Origin of the sequence: Cellulomonas denverensis (assembly GCF_012396125.1) — a bacterium.
GTDB classification, from domain to species: Bacteria; Actinomycetota; Actinomycetes; order Actinomycetales; family Cellulomonadaceae; genus Cellulomonas; species Cellulomonas denverensis.
Genome location: NZ_JAAXOX010000007.1, coordinates 95,290 through 112,650, shown reverse-complemented (window position 1 = coordinate 112,650; position 17,361 = coordinate 95,290). Strand labels below are relative to the sequence as shown.

The following is a 17,361-nucleotide window of genomic DNA, read 5'->3' as shown; positions in this document are numbered from 1 at the left end:
CCCCGGATCGGCGAAGAGGAAGAAGCCCCACCCGTGGCCCGCAGCATCTACGTGACGTCCCCGGAGGGTGACACCGGCAAGTCGACGGTCGCCCTCGGCCTGGTCGACCTGCTCACCCGCACCGTGCAGAGGGTCGGGGTGTTCCGGCCGATCGCGCGTTCGACCGGCAACTCCGACTACGTGCTGGAACTGCTGCTGGCCCACGACGGGGTCGACCTCAGCTACGACGACTGCATCGGCACCACCTACGAGCAGGTGCACGCCGACCCGGAGGCCGCGCTGGCCACCATCGTGCAGCGCTACCACGCGGTCGCCCGGCAGTGCGACGTGGTCGTGATCGTCGGCTCGGACTACACCGACATCGCCGGCCCGGCCGAGCTGGCGTTCAACGGCCGGATCGCCGCGAACCTGGGCGCACCGGTGCTGCTGTGCGTCAAGGGCCAGGGCCGCACCCCGGAGGAGGTCCGCCAGGTCGCCGCCGCCTCGCTGACCGAGCTGGAGGCCGCGCACGCCCAGGTGGTGGCCGTGGTCGCCAACCGCTGCGACCCGGAGGCGGTCGACGCGGTGCGCGCCGGGCTGTCCGACCTGACCCGGGCCTGGGCGCTGCCGGAGGACCCGTTCCTGGTCGCCCCGACCGTGCGTCAGCTGATGGACTCGGTGGAGGGCACCCTGGTCAGCGGTGACCCGGAGCTGCTGTCCCGGGAGTCCACCGAGGTGCTGGTCGGCGCGATGTCGATGGAGCACCTGCTGGAGCGGATCTCGGACGGGGTCGTGGTGATCACCCCCGGCGACCGGGCCGACATCCTGCTGGGCCTGCTGACCGCGCACCGGGCGGACGGTTTCCCCTCGCTGTCCGGCATCATCCTCAACGGCGGGTTCGCCCCGGCGCCGATCGTCGAGCGGCTCATCGCGGGCATGGGCTCCAAGCTGCCGATCATCCGCACCGAGGCGGGCACCTTCCGGTCGGCCAACGCCGCGGCGAGCACCCGCGGCCGGCTGTCGGCGGATTCCCAGCGCAAGGTGGACACCGCGCTGGCGCTGTTCGAGAAGTACACCGACGCGGAGGAGGCGCTGGCCGCGCTGGAGGTCGGGTCCCCCGAGGTCGTCACCCCGCTGATGTTCGAGTACGAGCTGCTGGACCGGGCCCGCTCGGACCGCAAGCACATCGTGCTGCCGGAGGGCAACGACGACCGGATCCTGCGCGCCGCCTCCACCCTGCTGCAGCGCGAGGTCGCCGACCTGACCATCCTGGGCGACGAGACCGCGATCCGGACCCGCGCCACCGAGCTGGGCCTGAACCTGGCCGACGCGACCGTGCTGAACCCGAAGTCCGGCGAGCTGCTGGAGCGGTTCGCCGCCGAGTACACCGAGATGCGCAAGCACAAGGGCATGACCGTCGAGCGGGCCCGGGAGATCGTGTCCTCGGTCAGCTACTTCGGCACGATGATGGTCCAGCTCGGCCTGGCCGACGGCATGGTCTCCGGTGCCGCGCACACCACCGCGCACACCATCAAGCCGTCCTTCGAGATCATCAAGACCGTGCCCGGCGTCTCCGTGGTGTCCAGCGTGTTCCTGATGTGCCTGGAGGACCGGGTGCTGGTCTACGGCGACTGCGCGGTCAACCCCGACCCGACCGCCGAGCAGCTGGCCGACATCGCAATCAGCTCCGCGCAGACCGCGGCCCAGTTCGGCATCGAGCCCCGGATCGCCATGCTGTCCTACTCCACCGGCGAGTCCGGCTCCGGCGCGGACGTGGACAAGGTCCGGGCCGCCACCGAGCTGGTCCGCGAGCGCCGCCCCGACCTCAACGTCGAGGGCCCGATCCAGTACGACGCCGCCGTGGACGCCTCGGTGGCCCAGACCAAGCTGCCGGACTCCGCGGTGGCCGGCCGGGCGACCGTCTTCATCTTCCCGGACCTGAACACCGGGAACAACACCTACAAGGCCGTGCAGCGTTCCGCCGGCGCCGTGGCCGTCGGCCCGGTGCTGCAGGGCCTGCGCAAGCCGGTCAACGACCTGTCCCGGGGCGCCCTGGTGCAGGACATCGTCAACACGGTCGCCATCACGGCGATCCAGGCCCAGGCGCTGGGCTCGACCTCGGAAGGCACGAAGTGAACAACGTCCTCGTCATCAACTCCGGTTCCTCGTCGATCAAGTACCAGCTGGTCGACGTCCAGTCCGGGGACGCCCTGGCCTCCGGCATCGTCGAGCGGATCGGCCTGGAGGTCGGCAAGCTCAAGCACGAGGGCCCGGACGGCAAGACCGAGCTGGAGCAGCCGATCCCGGACCACGAGGTCGGCATGCGCCTGGTGCTGGACACCTTCGCCCAGCACGGCCCGGCGATCGACGAGGCCGAGCTGGCCGCGGTCGGGCACCGGATCGTGCAGGGTGGTGACGTCTTCGACGGACCGGCGCTGGTCACCGACGAGGTGCTGGCCCAGATCGAGGAGCTGTCCCCGCTGGCGCCGCTGCACAACCCGGCCAACGCCGCCGGGGTCCGCGCCGCCCGGGCCGCGTTCCCGGACACCCCGCACGTGGCGGTCTTCGACACCGCCTTCCACCGCACCATGCCGCCGGCGGCGTACACCTACGCCATCGACCGCCAGATCGCGGCCGACTACAAGATCCGCCGCTACGGCGCGCACGGCACCTCGCACCTGTTCGTCTCCCGCGAGGTGGCCGGCTGGCTGGGCCGGGACCTGGCGTCGACCAACACCATCGTGCTGCACCTGGGCAACGGGGCCTCGGCCTCCGCGGTGCAGGGCGGCCGGTGCATCGACACCTCGATGGGCCTGACCCCGCTGGAGGGCCTGGTGATGGGCACCCGCTCCGGGGACATCGACCCGGCGGTGCTGTTCCACCTGGCGCGCCAGGGCGGCTACACCATCGACCAGCTGGACGAGCTGCTGAACCGCAAGTCCGGGATGCTGGGCCTGTCCGGCTACACCGACATGCGCGACGTGCACGACGCGGCGGCCGCCGGTGACGAGAACGTCCGGACCGCGCTGGACGTGTACTACCACCGGATCAAGGGCTACGTCGGCAACTACTACGCCCAGCTTGGCCGGGTGGACGTGATCGCCTTCACCGCCGGCATCGGGGAGAACGACGACATCGTCCGCGCCGGCGCCCTGCGGGGCCTGGAGGGCCTGGGCATCCAGCTCGACCTGGCCCGCAACGAGGGCCGGAAGAAGGAGCCCACGATCATCTCCACCGACGACTCGCCGGTGACCGTGGTGGTGTACCCGACCAACGAGGAGCTGGAGATCGCCCGCCAGGCGGTCGCCACGATCTGAGCCGTCCGCCGGAGCCCGTCGCACCCGGTGCGGCGGGCTCCGTCGTGTCCGGGGCCGTTCGGGTGAGGATGCGGGCGCGGAAGCGCTTGCGATGTCCGCTTCGCCGAGGTTTTCCGGCGCGTCAGGGTCGCTTCACCCTTTTGATGCCTGCGGGTCGCCCGGAGCCGGGCCGATAATCCGAGCATGACGACTGTCCGGGCGGTGCGCGATGCCGACCCGTTGGACTGGCGACACGAGTTGGCGCAGGTGGACGCGCTCTGCGACTCGGCGCCGGCCCTGTGCGTGGCGCTGGTCCCCGGCCTGCTGGAGCGCGCGCGGGCCGACGGCCTGGTCGCGGTGGAGATCGAGCTGGAGTACCTGTCCGGCTGGGCCCGGCACCTGCTGTCCGACGATGCGCTGGCCCTCGGGGCGATGGAGCGCGCGCTGGAACTGGCGACCGGGCTGCAGGACCGGGTCTGGGAGGGCCGGGTGCTGCAGGGGCTGGCCGCGGTCTACAACGGCTTCGGCGACAACCTGTCCGCCCTGGAGCTGCTGGAACGCTCGCTGGCGATCCGGCGCGAACTCGGCGACCTGGAAGGGCTCGCCGCCGCGCTGAACAACCTGGCGGACACCTACATCTCGATGGGCCGGTTCCCGGAGAAGGCCTACGAGCTGCTGACCGAGGCGATGACGATCTGGCCGCGGGTGGACCGCCCGGACGGCACCTGCGCCACCCTGTCCGGCCTGGCCAAGCTGACCACCGACGATGCCGAGACGCTGTCGGTCACCGACCCGGCCAGCTCCCGGATGCTGGCCGAGCGGGCGGTGCACTACGCCGAACAGGGCGTGACGGTCGGGCTGACCGCGGTCGGCGTCGGTGCCTCGGCCGGCAACGCCCGGTTGGTCGCCGAGGCCCAGGTCCGGCTGGCCCGGGCGCAGATGGCCCACGGCGACCTGGCCTCCGCGCGTGAGGTGCTGGACCGGTGCGCGCTCGCCCTGCCCCAGGTCTCCGCCCGGTACCTGACCATCCGGTACCACGCCGCGCTCGGCCGGCTGCACCGGCTGCTCGGCGACCTGTCCGCCGCGAAGGTCACGCTGACCTCCGCCCTGGTGCTGTCCGAGGGCTCGCGCCCGATGGAGCGCGCCGATGTGCTGCACGAGCTGGTGGCGGTGTACGAGGACGCCGGTGACCTGGCGCAGGCGCTGGACACCCACCGGCAGTACCACGAGGCGGTGATGGAGCAGCGCGACCAGGCCGCCGAGCGCCGCGGCATCCTGGTGAACGCCCAGCTCGACGTGGACCGGGTGCGCCAGGCGCACGACCAGACCCGCCAGCACGCCGCCGAGCTGGCCGCGCTGAACCGGTCGCTGGCCCACGACGCCGCCCACGACCCGCTGACCGGCCTGCTGAACCGGCGCGGGCTGGACGCGGTGCTGCACGGCCGGCACGGCGAACCGGATCTGGCCTATGTGGTGGCCGACCTCGACCTGTTCAAGTCGGTGAACGACCAGCACTCGCACCCGGTCGGCGACGAGGTGCTGCGCCGGGTCGGCCAGATCATGACCGCCTGCCTGCGCCTGGGCGACGTGGTGGCCCGGGTCGGCGGCGAGGAGTTCGTGCTGGTGCTGCGGCAGTGCCCGCCGGCCGACGCGCTGGCCGCCTGCGAGCGGATCCGGATCATGGTGGCCGCCCACCCGTGGGAGGACCTGTCCGCCGGCCTGCGGGTGACGATGAGCATGGGTGGGGTGACCGCCGGCCCGGACGACGACCCGGCGACCCTGGCCGCCCGGGCCGATGCCGCCCTCTACGAGGCCAAGCGCCGGGGCCGCAACCAGGTGGCGTTCATCCCGCCGCCGGAGGCCGCGGTCCCCGCCCCGGCCGGACACCACTGAGCAGCCGCAGCCCGGACAGCAGCAGCGGGGCCCAGTGCTCCGGCGGCCCGGACAGCAGCCGCCCGGGACCCAGGCCGGCGTGCACCCCGCGCTGCACCGCCACCGTGCGGCTGCGGGTCAGCGCGAGCAGCCCTTCGGCCCCGTGCCGGGCGCCCCAGCCGGAGTCCGCCCGGCCGCCCTGGGGCGCCGCCCAGGAGCCCCAGGACGCCTGGTAACCCTCGTTCGCGTCCACCGACCCGACCCGCAGCCGGTCCGCCACCGCCCGGCCGCGGCGCACCGACCCGGACCAGACCGCCGCGTGCAGGCCGTACCGGGTGTCGTTCATCGCGGCGACCGCCTCGTCGTCGGAGCGCACCTCGCCGAGGGCGACCACCGGCCCGAAGGTCTCCTCGGCGAACATCCGGGCGTGCGGGCCGACGTCGGTGAGCACGGTCGGTTCGTAGACGTACGGCCCGATCTCCGGGCGCTGCGCCCCGCCGGTGAGCAGCCGGGCCCCGCCGGACAGCGCGTCCTCGACGTGTTCGACCACCCGGGCCAGTTGCTCCGGCCCGGTCAGCGAGCCCAGGTCGTAGCCGTAGTCCAGCCCGGTGCCGAGCCGCAGCGCCCGCACCCGGCGCCGGAACGCGGTGCTGAACGCCGCCGCGACGTCCCGGTGCACGTACAGCCGTTCCACCGACATGCACAGCTGCCCGGTGCCGCCGAAGCAGGCCCGCACCGCCCCCTCGGCGGCCAGGTCCGGGTCGGCGTCACCGGCCACGTAGAGCGCGTTCTTGCCGCCGAGCTCCAGGGTGCTGGGCACCAGCTCACCGCCGGCCCGGGCGGCGACCAGCCGGCCGGTGGCGGTGGACCCGGTGAACAGCAGGTGGTCGGCGTGGTCGATCAACCGGTCCCCCACCGTGGGTCCGTCGCCGAGCACCACCTGCACCAGATCGTCCGGGAACCCGGCGTCGGCCAGCAGCTCGGCCGCCCACAGCGCGGTCAGCGGGGTCTGCGGGTCCGGTCGCAGCAGCACCGCGTTCCCGGCGGCCAGGGCCGGCAGCACGTCGCCGAGGGTCAGGCTCAGCGGGTAGTTCCACGGTGCGACCACCGCCACCACCCCGGCCGGGTCGCGGGCCACCCGGACGCTGGTCAGCGGACCGAGCAGCCCGGGCCGGCGCTGCTCGGCCAGCACCCGCCCGGCGTGACCGGCCAGGAACCGGGCGCCCAGCACCACGTCGGCGACCTCCTCCAGCGCCGCGGCCCGTGCCTTGCCGTTCTCCAGCTGGATCAGGTCCAGCACATCCGACTGCCGGGCCAGCACCAGCTGGGCGGTCCGGCGCAGCAGGGCGGCCCGCTCCCGGTGCCCGGTGACCGCCCAGCGCCGCTGCGCCGCCCGGGCGGTCCGGGCAGCAGCGGCCAGGTCCTCCGGGGTGCTCTGCGGCAGGGTGGCCAGCGGCGCACCGGTCCACGGTGCGTGATGGGTGGCGTGCGGGCCGGTCGCCCGGGCCCGGCGTACCAGGTCGGCCACCAGCTCCGGTTCCAGGACCAGGGTGGCCAGCGGGTCGGTCTCGGGGTCGCGCAGCGCTTCCGGCACCATGCCGGTCAGGCTACGCGGCGGTCCGGGGCGGGGCAGCCCCGTGCTCAGCCCAGCTCGCTGACCTCCGGCTTCACCGCGGCGCGCACCGCGGACCGGCCGGAGACCGAGTCGGCGGCGGACAGGGCCAGTTCGGCCAGTGCCCGGCACTCGGCCAGGGTGTGCCGGCGCAGGGCGAATCGCACCGCGGGCAGCGCGGCGGGTGACATGGACAGGCTGGTGACGCCCAGCCCGGTCAGCACCAGCGCCATCAGCGGGTCGGCGGCGGACTCCCCGCACACCCCGACCGGCTTGCCGGTCTGCTCCCCGCCGCGGGCGGTGGCGGCGACCAGCTCCAGCACCGCGGGCTGCCAGGGATCGAGCAGGTCGGTCAGCTCACCGCGCAGCCGGTCGGTGGCCATCGTGTACTGCGCCAGGTCGTTGGTGCCCAGCGAGACGAAGTCCACCTCGTCCAGCACCGCCCGGGCCCGCAGCGCGGCCGACGGCACCTCCACCATCACCCCGGTCCGGCGCAGCCCCGCCCCGTGCGCCGCGGCGGCGAACGCCCGGGCCTCCGCCGCGGTGGCCACCATCGGCGCCATCACCCACGGGGTGGTCCCGGTCTCGGCCCCGGCGGCGGCCAGCGCGGTCAGCTGGTCGTGCAGCAGCTCCGGCACCGTGCGCACCAGGCGGTAACCGCGCACTCCGAGCGCCGGGTTCTCCTCCGGTGCCGGGTTGGCGAAGGCCAGCGGCTTGTCGGCCCCGGCGTCCAGGGTCCGCACCACCACCTTGCGCTCGCCCAGCGCCCGGAACACCCGGGCATAGGTGTCGGTCTGCTCCTGGACGCTCGGCGCCTGTGCCCGGCCGAGGAACAGCACCTCGGTGCGGAACAGCCCGACGCCCTCGGCGGCGGAGTCGGTCAGCCGCTCGGCGTCCTCGACCGTGCCGATGTTGGCCAGCAGCTGGACGGCGTGACCGTCGGCGGTCGCCCCGGGTGCGGTGTCCTCGGCCAGCGCCCGCTCCCGGTCGGCCTTGGCGGCCAGCTCCGCGCGCACCTGCGCGTCGGGCTCGATCACCACGCTGCCGGTGGCCGCGTCCACCCCGACCACGGTGCCCTCGGCGACCGCGGTGATCCCGGCCACCCGGACCACGCAGGGCACGCCGTTCTGCCCGGCGATGATCGCGGTGTGCCCGGTGGGGCCGCCCTCCTCGGTGAGCAGGGCCAGCACCCGGTCCAGGTCGAGGGCCGCGGTGTCCGCCGGGGCCAGGTCGCGGGCCACCACCACCGCGGGCACGGTCAGCTCCGGCACCCCCGGCGCGGGCAGTCCGGCCAGGCGGGCCACCACCCGGTCCCGGACGCTGCGCAGGTCGGTGACCCGTTCGGCCAGATACCCGCCGGCCTGCTCGAACAGGGTGGCGAAGCCGTCCACGGCGGCATCCACCGCGGCGACCGCGGGCTCACCACCGCGCACCCGGTCCAGCACCTGCTGGCGCAGCGCGGGATCGTCGGCCATCTGCGCGGTGGCGGACAGCACCTCGGCGACGGTGCCGGTGGCGCGGGCGGCCTGGGCGTTCAGGGCGGCGGCCACCGCGGCGAACGCCTCCCCCACCGCCTCGGGCAGGTCCTCGGTGGGCACCGGGGACCCGTCGCGCACGACCGGAGCGTCCGGCGCCACCTGCGGGGCGGGTTCGACCCGCACCACCGGCCCGACCGCGATCCCCCGCCCGACCCCGACGCCGTGCAGCACCCCATGACCGGACATCGGCAGCTCCCTCGCTCCGTGCGCCCGCTCGGCCGGGCGTGACTGGCGCCCACGCTAGTGCGGCAGGGGCCCGCCGACCAGGAGTCGGCCGGCGGTCAGCGGGGCTGGTACGGGGAGACCACCAGCTCCACCCGCTGGAACTCCTTGAGGTCGGAGTACCCGGTGGTCGCCATCGCCCGGCGCAGGGCACCGATCAGGTTCAGCGTGCCGTCGGCGGTCTTGCCCGGGCCGAACAGCACCTCCTGCAGGGTGCCGACCTGGCCGACCTGCACCCGCTCGCCGCGCGGCAGGTGCGGGTGGTGCGCCTCGGAGCCCCAGTGCCAGCCACGGCCGGGGGCATCGGTCGCCCGGGCCAGCGCGGCGCCGAGCATCACGGCGTCCGCCCCGCAGGCCACCGCCCGGACCAGGTCGCCGGAGCGGCCCACCCCGCCGTCGGCGATCACGTGCACGTACCGGCCGCCGGACTCGTCCAGGTAGTCCCGGCGGGCCGCGGCGACATCCGCCAGCGCGGTGGCCATCGGGGCGTGGATGCCCAGCGTGGTGCGGGTGGTGTGCGCCGCCCCGCCGCCGAAGCCGACCAGCACCCCGGCCGCCCCGGTGCGCATCAGGTGTAGCGCCGCGGTGTAGGTCGAGGCGCCACCGACGATCACCGGTACGTCCAGCTCGTAGATGAAGCGCTTGAGGTTCAGCGGCTCGGCCCGGCCGGAGACGTGCTCGGCCGACACCGTGGTGCCGCGGATCACGAACAGGTCGACCCCGGCGTCGACGACCACCTTCCAGAACTCCTGGGTGCGCTGCGGGGACAGCGCCCCGGCGACGGTCACCCCGGCCTCACGGATCTGGCCGAGCCGGAGCCGGATCAGCTCCGGGTCGATCGGCGCGGCGTAGATCTCCTGCATCCGGGCGGTGGCACCGTCCGCGTCCAGCCCGGTGATCTCGGCCAGCAGCGGCTCGGGGTCCTCGTAGCGGGTCCACAGACCCTCCAGGTCGAGCACCCCGAGCCCGCCGGCCCGGCCCAGCGCCACCGCGGTGGCGGGGCTCATCACGGAGTCCATCGGCGCGGCGAGCACCGGCAGGTCGAAGTGGTAGGCGTCGATCTGCCAGCCGACCGAGACCTCCTCCGGGTCACGGGTGCGCCGGGAGGGCACCACCGCGATGTCGTCGAAGGAGTACGCGCGGCGGGCGCGCTTGCCGCGGCCGATCTCGATCTCGTTGCTCACCGGGTCAGGCTACCGGTGCCCCCGCCCCGGTTTCAGCCCGCGGCGGCCTCGACCACCGCGGCGCTGAACGCGGGCAGGTCGCCCGGGTTGCGGGAGGTGATCAGGCTGGTGGTGCCGACCTCGCTGGTGACCACCTCCTGGTCGACCCAGGTGGCGCCCGCGTTGCGCAGGTCGGTGGCCAGGCTCGGGTAGGAGGTGAGGGTGACCCCGTCCACCACGCCGGCCTCGATCAGCGTCCACGGCCCGTGGCAGATCGCCGCCACCGGGATGCCGGCCGCCAGCACGTCCTTGACCAGCGCCACCGACGCCGACTGGGTGCGCAGGGTGTCGGCGTTCACCGTGCCGCCCGGGATCACCAGGGCGGCCAGCTCGCCGACCTGCACCTGGTCCACCGTGCGGTCCACCGGGTAGTCGCCGCCCGGGTCCAGGTCGTTGTTCACCGCGCTCACCGTGCCGGGCTTGGCCGACACCAGCACCGGGGTGCCCCCGGCGTCCTGCACCGCCTGCCACGGGGTGGTCAGCTCCGGCTCCTCGACACCGTGCTCGCTGGTCAGGAACGCGACGGTCTTACCGCTCAGGTCAGGCATGGGTCCTCCTTGATGGGTGGTTCCCTCCCACCCTGCGACGGCACGGCCGATCGCGCATCCGCGACCTGCCGGGGCCGCCTCCCCGGCGGTGTCGGCGGCCGGTGCGATGCTGGCCGCAGCACGTGAGGGGATGACGACATGACCGACATGACCGGCCAGACCGGATGGACGCGGGGCCCGTTGCTGGGCTTCGACACCGAGACCACCGGCATCGACGTCACCCACGACCGGATCGTCACCGCCGCCCTGGTCCGCCGGGACGCCGCCGGCACCCACGTGCGGACCTGGCTGATCGACCCCGGGGTGCCGATCCCGGCGGCGGCCAGCGCGATCCACGGCATCAGCACCGAGCACGCCCGCGAGCACGGCGTCCCCCCGGCCGGCGCCCTGGACGAGATCGCCGCCACCATCGCCCAGGCGATGCGGGACGGGGTGCCGGTGGTGGCCTACAACGCCTCCTTCGACCTGTGCCTGCTGGAGGCGGAGCTGGAGCGGCACGGCCTGGCGACGGTGAGCGAGCGGCTGGGCGGCGCCCTGGTGCCGGTGATCGACCCCCTGGTGCTGGACCGGGCCGAGGACCGGTACCGGCGGGGCAAGCGCAAGCTGGTCGACCTGTGCGGGGTGTACCAGGTGGTCGACACCGGGCAGCTGCACACCGCGGATGTGGACGTGGTCGCCACCCTGGACGTGCTGGACCGGATCGTGGACCGGTTCCCGCACCTGGGCGAGCTGCCGTTGAGCGAGCTGCACGACTACCAGGTGACCGCCCACCGCGCCTGGGCCGAGGCGTTCAACGCCTGGCGGGCGGAGAAAGGCCTGACCGGAGAGGGCGCGGGCACGGTGTGGCCGGTGCCGAGCCCGCGGGCACCGGCGGCCCTCCCCCCGGCGGCCCCGCAGCACCACCCGGCGCCGGTCGGACGCCCGGTGCAGGACACGCTGATCGCCTGAAACTCATATCTGAGATCCCGCTGACCTGCGAAATCCCCCACAGACACCCGATCTTCACATCCTGTGGGTCGCCGATATCTCATCCGTGAGTTACGGTCGCCGGGTGACTGAGACCACCGCACCCGCCACCGGCGCCATCCCCGCCGTGCGCACCCTGCCTGAGCAGCTGGCCCACGTCGGCTCGCTCGTCCGCTCCGCCCGTCGCCACCGCGGTCTGACCCAGACCCAGCTGGCGGAGCTTCTCGGCACCAGCCAGTCCGCCGTGCACCGGATCGAGCAGGGCACCCAGAACCTCAGCCTGGACATGCTCACCCGGATCGGCGCCGCCCTGGACTCCCCGATCGTCACGGTCGGCGGCCCGCAGCGCACCCACCTGCGGGTGACCGGCGGGCAGAAGCTGTCCGGCCGGATCGACGTCAACACCTCCAAGAACGGCGCGGTCGCCCTGCTGTGCGCCAGCCTGCTGAACCGCGGCACCACCACCCTGCGCAACGTCGCCCGGATCGTCGAGGTCGACCGGATCGTGGAGGTGCTGCGCTCGATCGGCGTGCGGGCCACCTGGTCCGGCGACGGCCGCGACCTGGAGATCGTGGTCCCCCGCGACCTGGACCTGGAAGCGATCGACGTGGACGCTGCCGTGCGCACCCGCTCGATCATCATGTTCTTCGGCCCGCTGCTGTCCCAGTTCGACGACTTCCAGCTGCCCTACGCCGGCGGCTGCGACCTGGGCTCGCGCACCGTCGAGCCGCACATGATCGCGCTGCGGCCGTTCGGGCTCACCGTGACCGCCACCAACAGCCGGTACCACGCCAAGGTCGCCGACCCGGGCAGCACCGACCTGCAGATCGTGCTCACCGAGCGCGGCGACACCGTCACCGAGAACGCGCTGATGGCCGCCGCCCGCCGGGACGGCCTGACCATCATCCGCAACGCCAGCCCGAACTACATGGTCCAGGACCTGTGCTTCTACCTGGAGCTGCTCGGCGTCCGGATCGAGGGCATCGGCACCACCACGCTGCGGGTGCACGGCAAGGCCGAGATCGACGCCGACGTGGAGTACGCGGTCTCCGAGGACCCGGTGGAGGCGATGAGCCTGCTGACCGCCGGGATCGTCACCGGCTCGGAGATCACGGTCGGCCGGGTGCCGATCGAGTTCATGGAGATCGAGCTGGCCACCCTGTCCGAGATGGGCCTGCGCTACGAGCTGTCCGCCGAGTACACCGCGCACAACGGCCGGACCCGGCTGGTGGACCTGACCGTCTTCCCCAGCGAGCTGCGCGCCCCGCTGGACAAGATCCACCCGATGCCGTTCCCGGGCCTGAACATCGACAACCTGCCGTTCTTCGTGGCGATCGCCGCCTGCGCGGAGGGCACCACTCTGGTGCACGACTGGGTGTACGAGGGCCGGGCGATCCACCTGACCGACCTGACCCGGCTCGGCGCCGACGTGCGGCTGCTGGACGCGCACCGGCTGCAGATCAGCGGCCCGACCCGGTGGTCCGGCGCCGAGGTGTCCTGCCCGCCGGCCCTGCGCCCGGCGGTGGTGATCCTGCTCGGCATGCTGGCCGCCAAGGGCACCAGCGTGCTGCGCGACGTCGACATCATCGCCCGCGGCTACGAGCAGCTGCAGGAGCGGCTGGTCGAGCTCGGCGCGCAGATCGAGACCTTCCGGGACTGACCCACCCACGACGAAGGGGCCCCTCCGAGCGGAGGGGCCCCTTCGTCGTTCCGGGTGGGTCAGCGGGCGCTGTAGTTCGGCGCCTCGGCGACCATCTGCACGTCGTGCGGGTGCGACTCCTTCAGCCCGGCCGGGGTGATCCGGACGAACTTGCCGCGGTCCTGCAGCTCGGGGACGCTGCGCGCGCCGACGTAGAACATCGACTGGTGCAGGCCACCGACCAGCTGGTGCGCCACCGCGGCGAGCGGGCCACGGTAGGGCACCTGGCCCTCGATGCCCTCGGTGATGATCTCGTCGTCGGACAGGTCGCCCTGGAAGTAGCGGTCCTTGGAGTAGGACCGGCGGTCGCCACGGGACTGCATGGCGCCCAGCGAGGCCATCCCCCGGTAGCGCTTGAACTGCTTGCCGTTGACGAACACCAGGTCGCCCGGGGACTCGTCGCAGCCGGCGATCAGGCCGCCGATCATCACCGAGTCCGCCCCGGCCACCAGCGCCTTGGCGATGTCACCGGAGTACTGCAGGCCACCGTCGGCGATCACCGGCACCCCGGCCGGCTTGGCGGCCAGCGCGGCCTGGTACACCGCGGTCACCTGCGGCACACCGACCCCGGCAACCACCCGGGTGGTGCAGATCGAGCCGGGGCCGACCCCGACCTTCACCGCGTCCACCCCGGCGTCGACCAGCGCCTGAGCGCCCTCGCGGGTGGCGATGTTGCCGCCGATCACCTGCACGTGCCGGGTGGCCGGGTCGGACTTGATCCGGCGCACCATGTCCAGCATCAGCCGGGCGTGACCGTTGGCGGTGTCCACCACCAGCACGTCCACCCCGGCCTCGACCAGTGCGGTCACCCGGTCCCAGGCGTCGCCGAAGAACCCGACCGCCGCACCCACGGCCAGCCGGCCGGAGGTGTCCTTGGTGGCCAGCGGGTACTGCTCGGACTTCACGAAGTCCTTGACGGTGATCAGCCCGCGCAGCCGGCCGGCGTCGTCCACCAGCGGCAGCTTCTCCACCTTGTGCTTGGCCAGCAGCGCGGCGGCGTCCTCCCGGGCGATGCCGACCGGGCCGGTGATCAGCGGCTGGCTGGTCATCGACTCGCGGACCGTGCGGGTGGCGAACTCCTCGCCCGGCACGAAGCGCAGGTCGCGGTTGGTGATGATGCCGAGCAGGGTGTTGTCGGCGTCCACCACCGGCAGACCGGAGACCCGGTACTTGCCGCACAGGTCGTCCAGCTCGGCGAGGGTGGCGTCCGGGCCGACGGTCACCGGGTCGGAGACCATGCCGGACTCCGAGCGCTTGACCAGCTCCACCTGGTGGGCCTGGTCGGCGATGGACAGGTTGCGGTGCAGGATGCCGATGCCGCCCTGCCGGGCGATGGCGATCGCCATCCGGGACTCGGTGACGGTGTCCATGGCGGCGGACACCAGCGGGATGCGCAGCTCGATCTCGCGGGTCAGACGGGTGGTGGTGTCGACCTCGCTCGGGATGACGTCGGTCTCGCCGGGGAGCAGCAGCACGTCGTCATAGGTGAGACCGATGAAGCCGAAGGGGTCGTGAGCGGGTGTGGATCCGGGGGTGCCCAGGTCGGTCATTCCCCGATGATAGGCCCCGCGCGCAGCGCCCCCGAACCGTCAGTGGATCAGCCCGCGGCGCAGTCCGATCGCCACCGCCTGGGCCCGGTCGGAGGCCCCGAGCTTGCGGAACAGCCGCCGCGCGTGGGTCTTGATCGTGTCCTCGGACAGGTACAGCTCCTGGCCGATCTGGGCGTTCGAGCGGCCGTTACTCATCCCGACCAGCACCTCGATCTCCCGCTTGGTCAGCTGGACCTCACCGACGCCGCCGTGGGTCTGGGCCGGCAGATCGGGGGTGAGCACCGCGGTGGCGGCCGCGGTCGCCGCCGCCGCCAGGCCGTCCTGGCCGCTCACGCCGTCGGCACCGCGGGGGTCGGGCGTTCCCGGTCCGGCGAGGATGTGCGCCGCCACCGCCGCGAGCTCGGCCCGGCCGACGTCCGGCGACAGGTATCCGCGGGCACCCAGGGCGATCGCCCGGTCCAGCGCGATCTCGTCACCGGGGACGGCCAGCATCACCACGGTGGCCGGTGCCGGGATGGCCCGCAGCCGGCGGATCGCCTCGATCGGCCCGGGCGAGGGCAGGTGTGCGTCCAGCAGCACGATCGTCGGCGGTACCCGCCGGGCCAGGGCGACCAGTTCGTCGACCGAACCCGCTGCTCGCACCGGTGCCAGGGCGGGTACGCCGAGCGCCGTCAGGACGATGCGTTCCCGCACCGTCGTGGATCCGTGGCACACCACGACGCCCGCCATCGACCTCCGCCTTCCGCCGACCAGACTGTCCGGTCGATGGTTTCTGTATCGGCCAGATCTTCCCGGACGTTAGTGGCCCGGGCTGCCCGGCGCTCACCGGACGCCGCCGGCCGCCCCCTCCGCGACCGCCACGACCTCGTGCAGGACACCCGCGAACGACCGTACTCGCTGCACCCGATGGCTGAGCGGCACCAGTCCGGCGGCGGCGTCCGGGACCATCACGAACTGCAACAGCTCCGGGTGCTGGGCGGACAGCGCCTCGATCACCGACAGGTCCGGGTCCTCGCGCTCGGACATCACCACCGCGGCGGACGGGCTGGTCATGGTCACGATCTCGCCCAACCGGGTCCGGCCGGCCGGTCCGGCCACCACGCGGGCGTCCAGGCCGTGATCGGCCAGCGCGGCGGCGAGCACGTGCAGTTCCAGCGGCCGTGACTCCCCGGGCGGGGCGAACAGCAGCACGACCCGGCGGCGGGACGGGTGGCGCGGCACCCGGCTGAACCGGTCGCGCAGGGCGGCCAGGGCGGCGGCGACGATCACCTCGTCCGGTTCGTCCCCGGGCCGGGCCAGCACGGTGCGGGCGGCGACCCCGGCCCGGGCCGGCACGATCAGGTCGGACCACCAGCGGGCCAGGTCCTCGCCCGGGGTGAGCAGCGCGCGCATCGCGGCCGAGTCGCCGCGCAGCGCCGCGTCCACCACCTCGGTCGGGGTGGCGGCCACCGGCTCCTGCTCCGGCAGCGGCACCGGACCGTCGCCGGGTTCCACCGCCGGGGACGGATCGGGCACCACGGCCAGGTGACGGCCGGTGGCCCCGCTGCGGGCCAGCCGGGCGGCCTCCGCCGGGGCGACGCCGCCCAGGGTCAGCGAGCGCATCGCGGTCAACCGTTCCAGATCGGCGGCGGTGTACCGGCGGTGCGCGCCGGCGGTGTGCTCGGAGGGGCCGAGTCCGTACCGGCGGTCCCAGGTGCGCAAGGTGGCGGCGGCCACGCCCAGTCGTCGTGCGACCGCCGCCGGGGTCAGGGTTGCGCCCTCGGGCAGGGCGTCCGGCTCATCGCCGTTCTGCATCAGTTCGTCAGTCCTCGTCCGCGCCAGGGGGTAGCGCACCTGTTCCCGATTGTGCCGGTGGGCTGACGCGGTTTCCAACCGGAGAGCGGAAATCGCTTCACGAACCGCGTCATGATCTTGGGACGTAGGTCCCTGGGCACCCAGGCTTGAACAACTTCCGACTCGGTTGTAGTGTTCCCATCAGCACGCACCGGACAGGTCCTGAAACGGCGCCGACCGGATCGTGACCCCCGCACCACCACCGTTCAGGAGTAGTCGATGGCTGAGATCTCCCGCCTCCCGGGCCCCGTGATGGAGCTCTGGGAGTGGCAGTACCAGGGCGCCTGCCGGGACGCCGACGAGAACCTCTTCTTCCACCCCGAGGGTGAGCGCGGCGCCGCCCGCCGGCGCCGGGCCGAGGCAGCCAAGGCGATCTGCGCGACCTGCCCGGTGCTGAACGAGTGCCGCGAGCAGTCGCTGGCCGTCCGGGAGCCCTACGGCGTGTGGGGCGGCCTGAGCGAGGACGAGCGGGCTGCCGTCCTGGCCGAGCGCGCCGGACGCAGCGCGGTGGTGTAACACCCCACGAACTCGATGGCGGCGGTCCGCGGTGCGATACCGCGACAGTCCGCCGTCGTCACCCGACGAGGGCCCCGACGGTGCGAGACCGTCAGGGCCCTCGTCGCATGTCCGGGCAGCTCCGGACAGCGAAAAGGCCCCCACCGGCGAACCGGTGGGGGCCTGCTCAGCCGAGCGTCACTTGGTGACGATGGCCAGGATGTCGCGGGCGGAGAGGATCAGGTACTCCTCGCCGTCGTACTTCACCTCGGTGCCGCCGTACTTGCTGTAGATGACCTTGTCACCCACGGCGACGTCGAGCGGCACGCGGTTGCCCTTGTCGTCGATGCGACCCGGACCGACCGCCAGGACCTCGCCCTCCTGGGGCTTCTCCTTGGCGCTGTCCGGGATGACCAGACCGGACGCAGTGGTCTGCTCCGCCTCGAGCGTCTTGACGACGATCCGGTCCTCGAGCGGCTTGATGGAGACCGACACGGCGGACCTCCCCTTCTCGCTTGTGAGTTGCCA

14 protein-coding genes are annotated in these 17,361 nt (G+C 73.5%); 6 read left to right on the top strand and 8 right to left on the bottom strand.

Features of this window, described 5'->3' with window-relative positions; translation table 11 throughout:
- The first annotated feature begins 33 nt into the window (after positions 1-33).
- From pta to HGA03_RS13325, 3 genes are all read left to right on the top strand, one after another.
- Positions 34-2,115: a phosphate acetyltransferase gene (gene pta, locus HGA03_RS13335; protein ID WP_168630775.1), complete on the top strand. Its 2,082-nt coding sequence runs from the start codon at positions 34-36 to the stop codon at positions 2,113-2,115.
- Complete coding sequence (locus HGA03_RS13330; RefSeq protein WP_168630774.1) at positions 2,112-3,296, top strand: acetate/propionate family kinase; 1,185 nt, start codon at positions 2,112-2,114, stop codon at positions 3,294-3,296. Before pta ends, HGA03_RS13330 begins: the two co-directional genes overlap by 4 nt.
- Before the next feature lie 183 nt (positions 3,297-3,479).
- Positions 3,480-5,168: a tetratricopeptide repeat-containing diguanylate cyclase gene (locus tag HGA03_RS13325; protein ID WP_168630773.1), complete on the top strand. Its 1,689-nt coding sequence runs from the start codon at positions 3,480-3,482 to the stop codon at positions 5,166-5,168.
- Here HGA03_RS13325 and HGA03_RS13320 read toward each other — a convergent pair.
- The 4 genes from HGA03_RS13320 to HGA03_RS13305 all read right to left on the bottom strand — a co-directional run bounded on the left by HGA03_RS13320 (position 5,119) and on the right by HGA03_RS13305 (position 10,290).
- Positions 5,119-6,744: a succinic semialdehyde dehydrogenase gene (locus HGA03_RS13320; protein ID WP_168630772.1), complete on the bottom strand. Its 1,626-nt coding sequence runs from the start codon at positions 6,742-6,744 to the stop codon at positions 5,119-5,121. The two genes, HGA03_RS13325 and HGA03_RS13320, sit on opposite strands and share 50 nt — an antisense overlap.
- 44 nt (positions 6,745-6,788) lie before the next feature.
- Positions 6,789-8,483, bottom strand: a complete 1,695-nt coding sequence (gene ptsP / locus HGA03_RS13315) for a phosphoenolpyruvate--protein phosphotransferase (RefSeq protein WP_168630771.1) — start codon at positions 8,481-8,483, stop codon at positions 6,789-6,791.
- 95 nt (positions 8,484-8,578) lie between these two features.
- Positions 8,579-9,703 (bottom strand): GuaB3 family IMP dehydrogenase-related protein, encoded by a 1,125-nt coding sequence (locus tag HGA03_RS13310; RefSeq protein WP_168630770.1) that lies wholly within the window; start codon positions 9,701-9,703, stop codon positions 8,579-8,581.
- Between the two features lie 32 nt (positions 9,704-9,735).
- Positions 9,736-10,290 (bottom strand): type 1 glutamine amidotransferase domain-containing protein, encoded by a 555-nt coding sequence (locus HGA03_RS13305; RefSeq protein ID WP_168630769.1) that lies wholly within the window; start codon positions 10,288-10,290, stop codon positions 9,736-9,738.
- Positions 10,291-10,428: 138 nt separating this feature from the next.
- On the opposite strand from HGA03_RS13305, the gene HGA03_RS13300 reads away from it, so the two are divergent.
- Both HGA03_RS13300 and HGA03_RS13295 read left to right on the top strand, forming a co-directional pair.
- Complete coding sequence (locus HGA03_RS13300) at positions 10,429-11,238, top strand: exonuclease domain-containing protein (RefSeq protein WP_239073724.1); 810 nt, start codon at positions 10,429-10,431, stop codon at positions 11,236-11,238.
- Between the two features lie 103 nt (positions 11,239-11,341).
- A complete protein-coding gene (locus HGA03_RS13295; RefSeq protein ID WP_373307716.1) occupies positions 11,342-12,916 on the top strand; it encodes a helix-turn-helix domain-containing protein in 1,575 nt (524 codons plus the stop codon).
- A 59-nt stretch (positions 12,917-12,975) separates the two neighbouring features.
- Here the strand turns inward: HGA03_RS13295 and guaB are convergent, their stop codons facing one another.
- From guaB to HGA03_RS13280, 3 genes are all read right to left on the bottom strand, one after another.
- Positions 12,976-14,505, bottom strand: a complete 1,530-nt coding sequence (gene guaB, locus HGA03_RS13290) for an IMP dehydrogenase (protein ID WP_168630768.1) — start codon at positions 14,503-14,505, stop codon at positions 12,976-12,978.
- 39 nt (positions 14,506-14,544) lie between these two features.
- Entirely contained in the window at positions 14,545-15,198 is a 654-nt protein-coding gene (locus HGA03_RS13285) for a response regulator transcription factor (RefSeq protein WP_239073725.1), read from the bottom strand.
- A 129-nt stretch (positions 15,199-15,327) separates the two neighbouring features.
- Complete coding sequence (locus HGA03_RS13280) at positions 15,328-16,299, bottom strand: MerR family transcriptional regulator (protein WP_168630766.1); 972 nt, start codon at positions 16,297-16,299, stop codon at positions 15,328-15,330.
- 258 nt (positions 16,300-16,557) lie between these two features.
- On the opposite strand from HGA03_RS13280, the gene HGA03_RS13275 reads away from it, so the two are divergent.
- Positions 16,558-16,854: a WhiB family transcriptional regulator gene (locus HGA03_RS13275; protein ID WP_168630765.1), complete on the top strand. Its 297-nt coding sequence runs from the start codon at positions 16,558-16,560 to the stop codon at positions 16,852-16,854.
- A 177-nt stretch (positions 16,855-17,031) separates the two neighbouring features.
- On the opposite strand, the gene groES is transcribed toward HGA03_RS13275, so the two are convergent.
- The gene (groES, locus tag HGA03_RS13270) at positions 17,032-17,328 is read right to left on the bottom strand and encodes a co-chaperone GroES (protein ID WP_168630764.1); all 297 of its coding nucleotides are present in this window, start codon (positions 17,326-17,328) and stop codon (positions 17,032-17,034) included.
- Positions 17,329-17,361 lie beyond the last annotated feature (33 nt).

What these genes read in the sequence shown, in the direction of transcription:
- HGA03_RS13300 (WP_239073724.1), top strand. Translation starts at nt 10,429, where the DNA reads ATGACCGACATGACCGGCCAGACCGGATGGACGCGGGGCCCGTTGCTG.
- HGA03_RS13280 (WP_168630766.1), bottom strand. Translation starts at nt 16,299, where the DNA reads ATGCAGAACGGCGATGAGCCGGACGCCCTGCCCGAGGGCGCAACCCTG.
- HGA03_RS13325 (WP_168630773.1), top strand. Translation starts at nt 3,480, where the DNA reads ATGACGACTGTCCGGGCGGTGCGCGATGCCGACCCGTTGGACTGGCGA.
- HGA03_RS13305 (WP_168630769.1), bottom strand. Translation starts at nt 10,290, where the DNA reads ATGCCTGACCTGAGCGGTAAGACCGTCGCGTTCCTGACCAGCGAGCAC.
- ptsP (WP_168630771.1), bottom strand. Translation starts at nt 8,483, where the DNA reads ATGTCCGGTCATGGGGTGCTGCACGGCGTCGGGGTCGGGCGGGGGATC.
- HGA03_RS13275 (WP_168630765.1), top strand. Translation starts at nt 16,558, where the DNA reads ATGGCTGAGATCTCCCGCCTCCCGGGCCCCGTGATGGAGCTCTGGGAG.
- HGA03_RS13320 (WP_168630772.1), bottom strand. Translation starts at nt 6,744, where the DNA reads ATGGTGCCGGAAGCGCTGCGCGACCCCGAGACCGACCCGCTGGCCACC.
- guaB (WP_168630768.1), bottom strand. Translation starts at nt 14,505, where the DNA reads ATGACCGACCTGGGCACCCCCGGATCCACACCCGCTCACGACCCCTTC.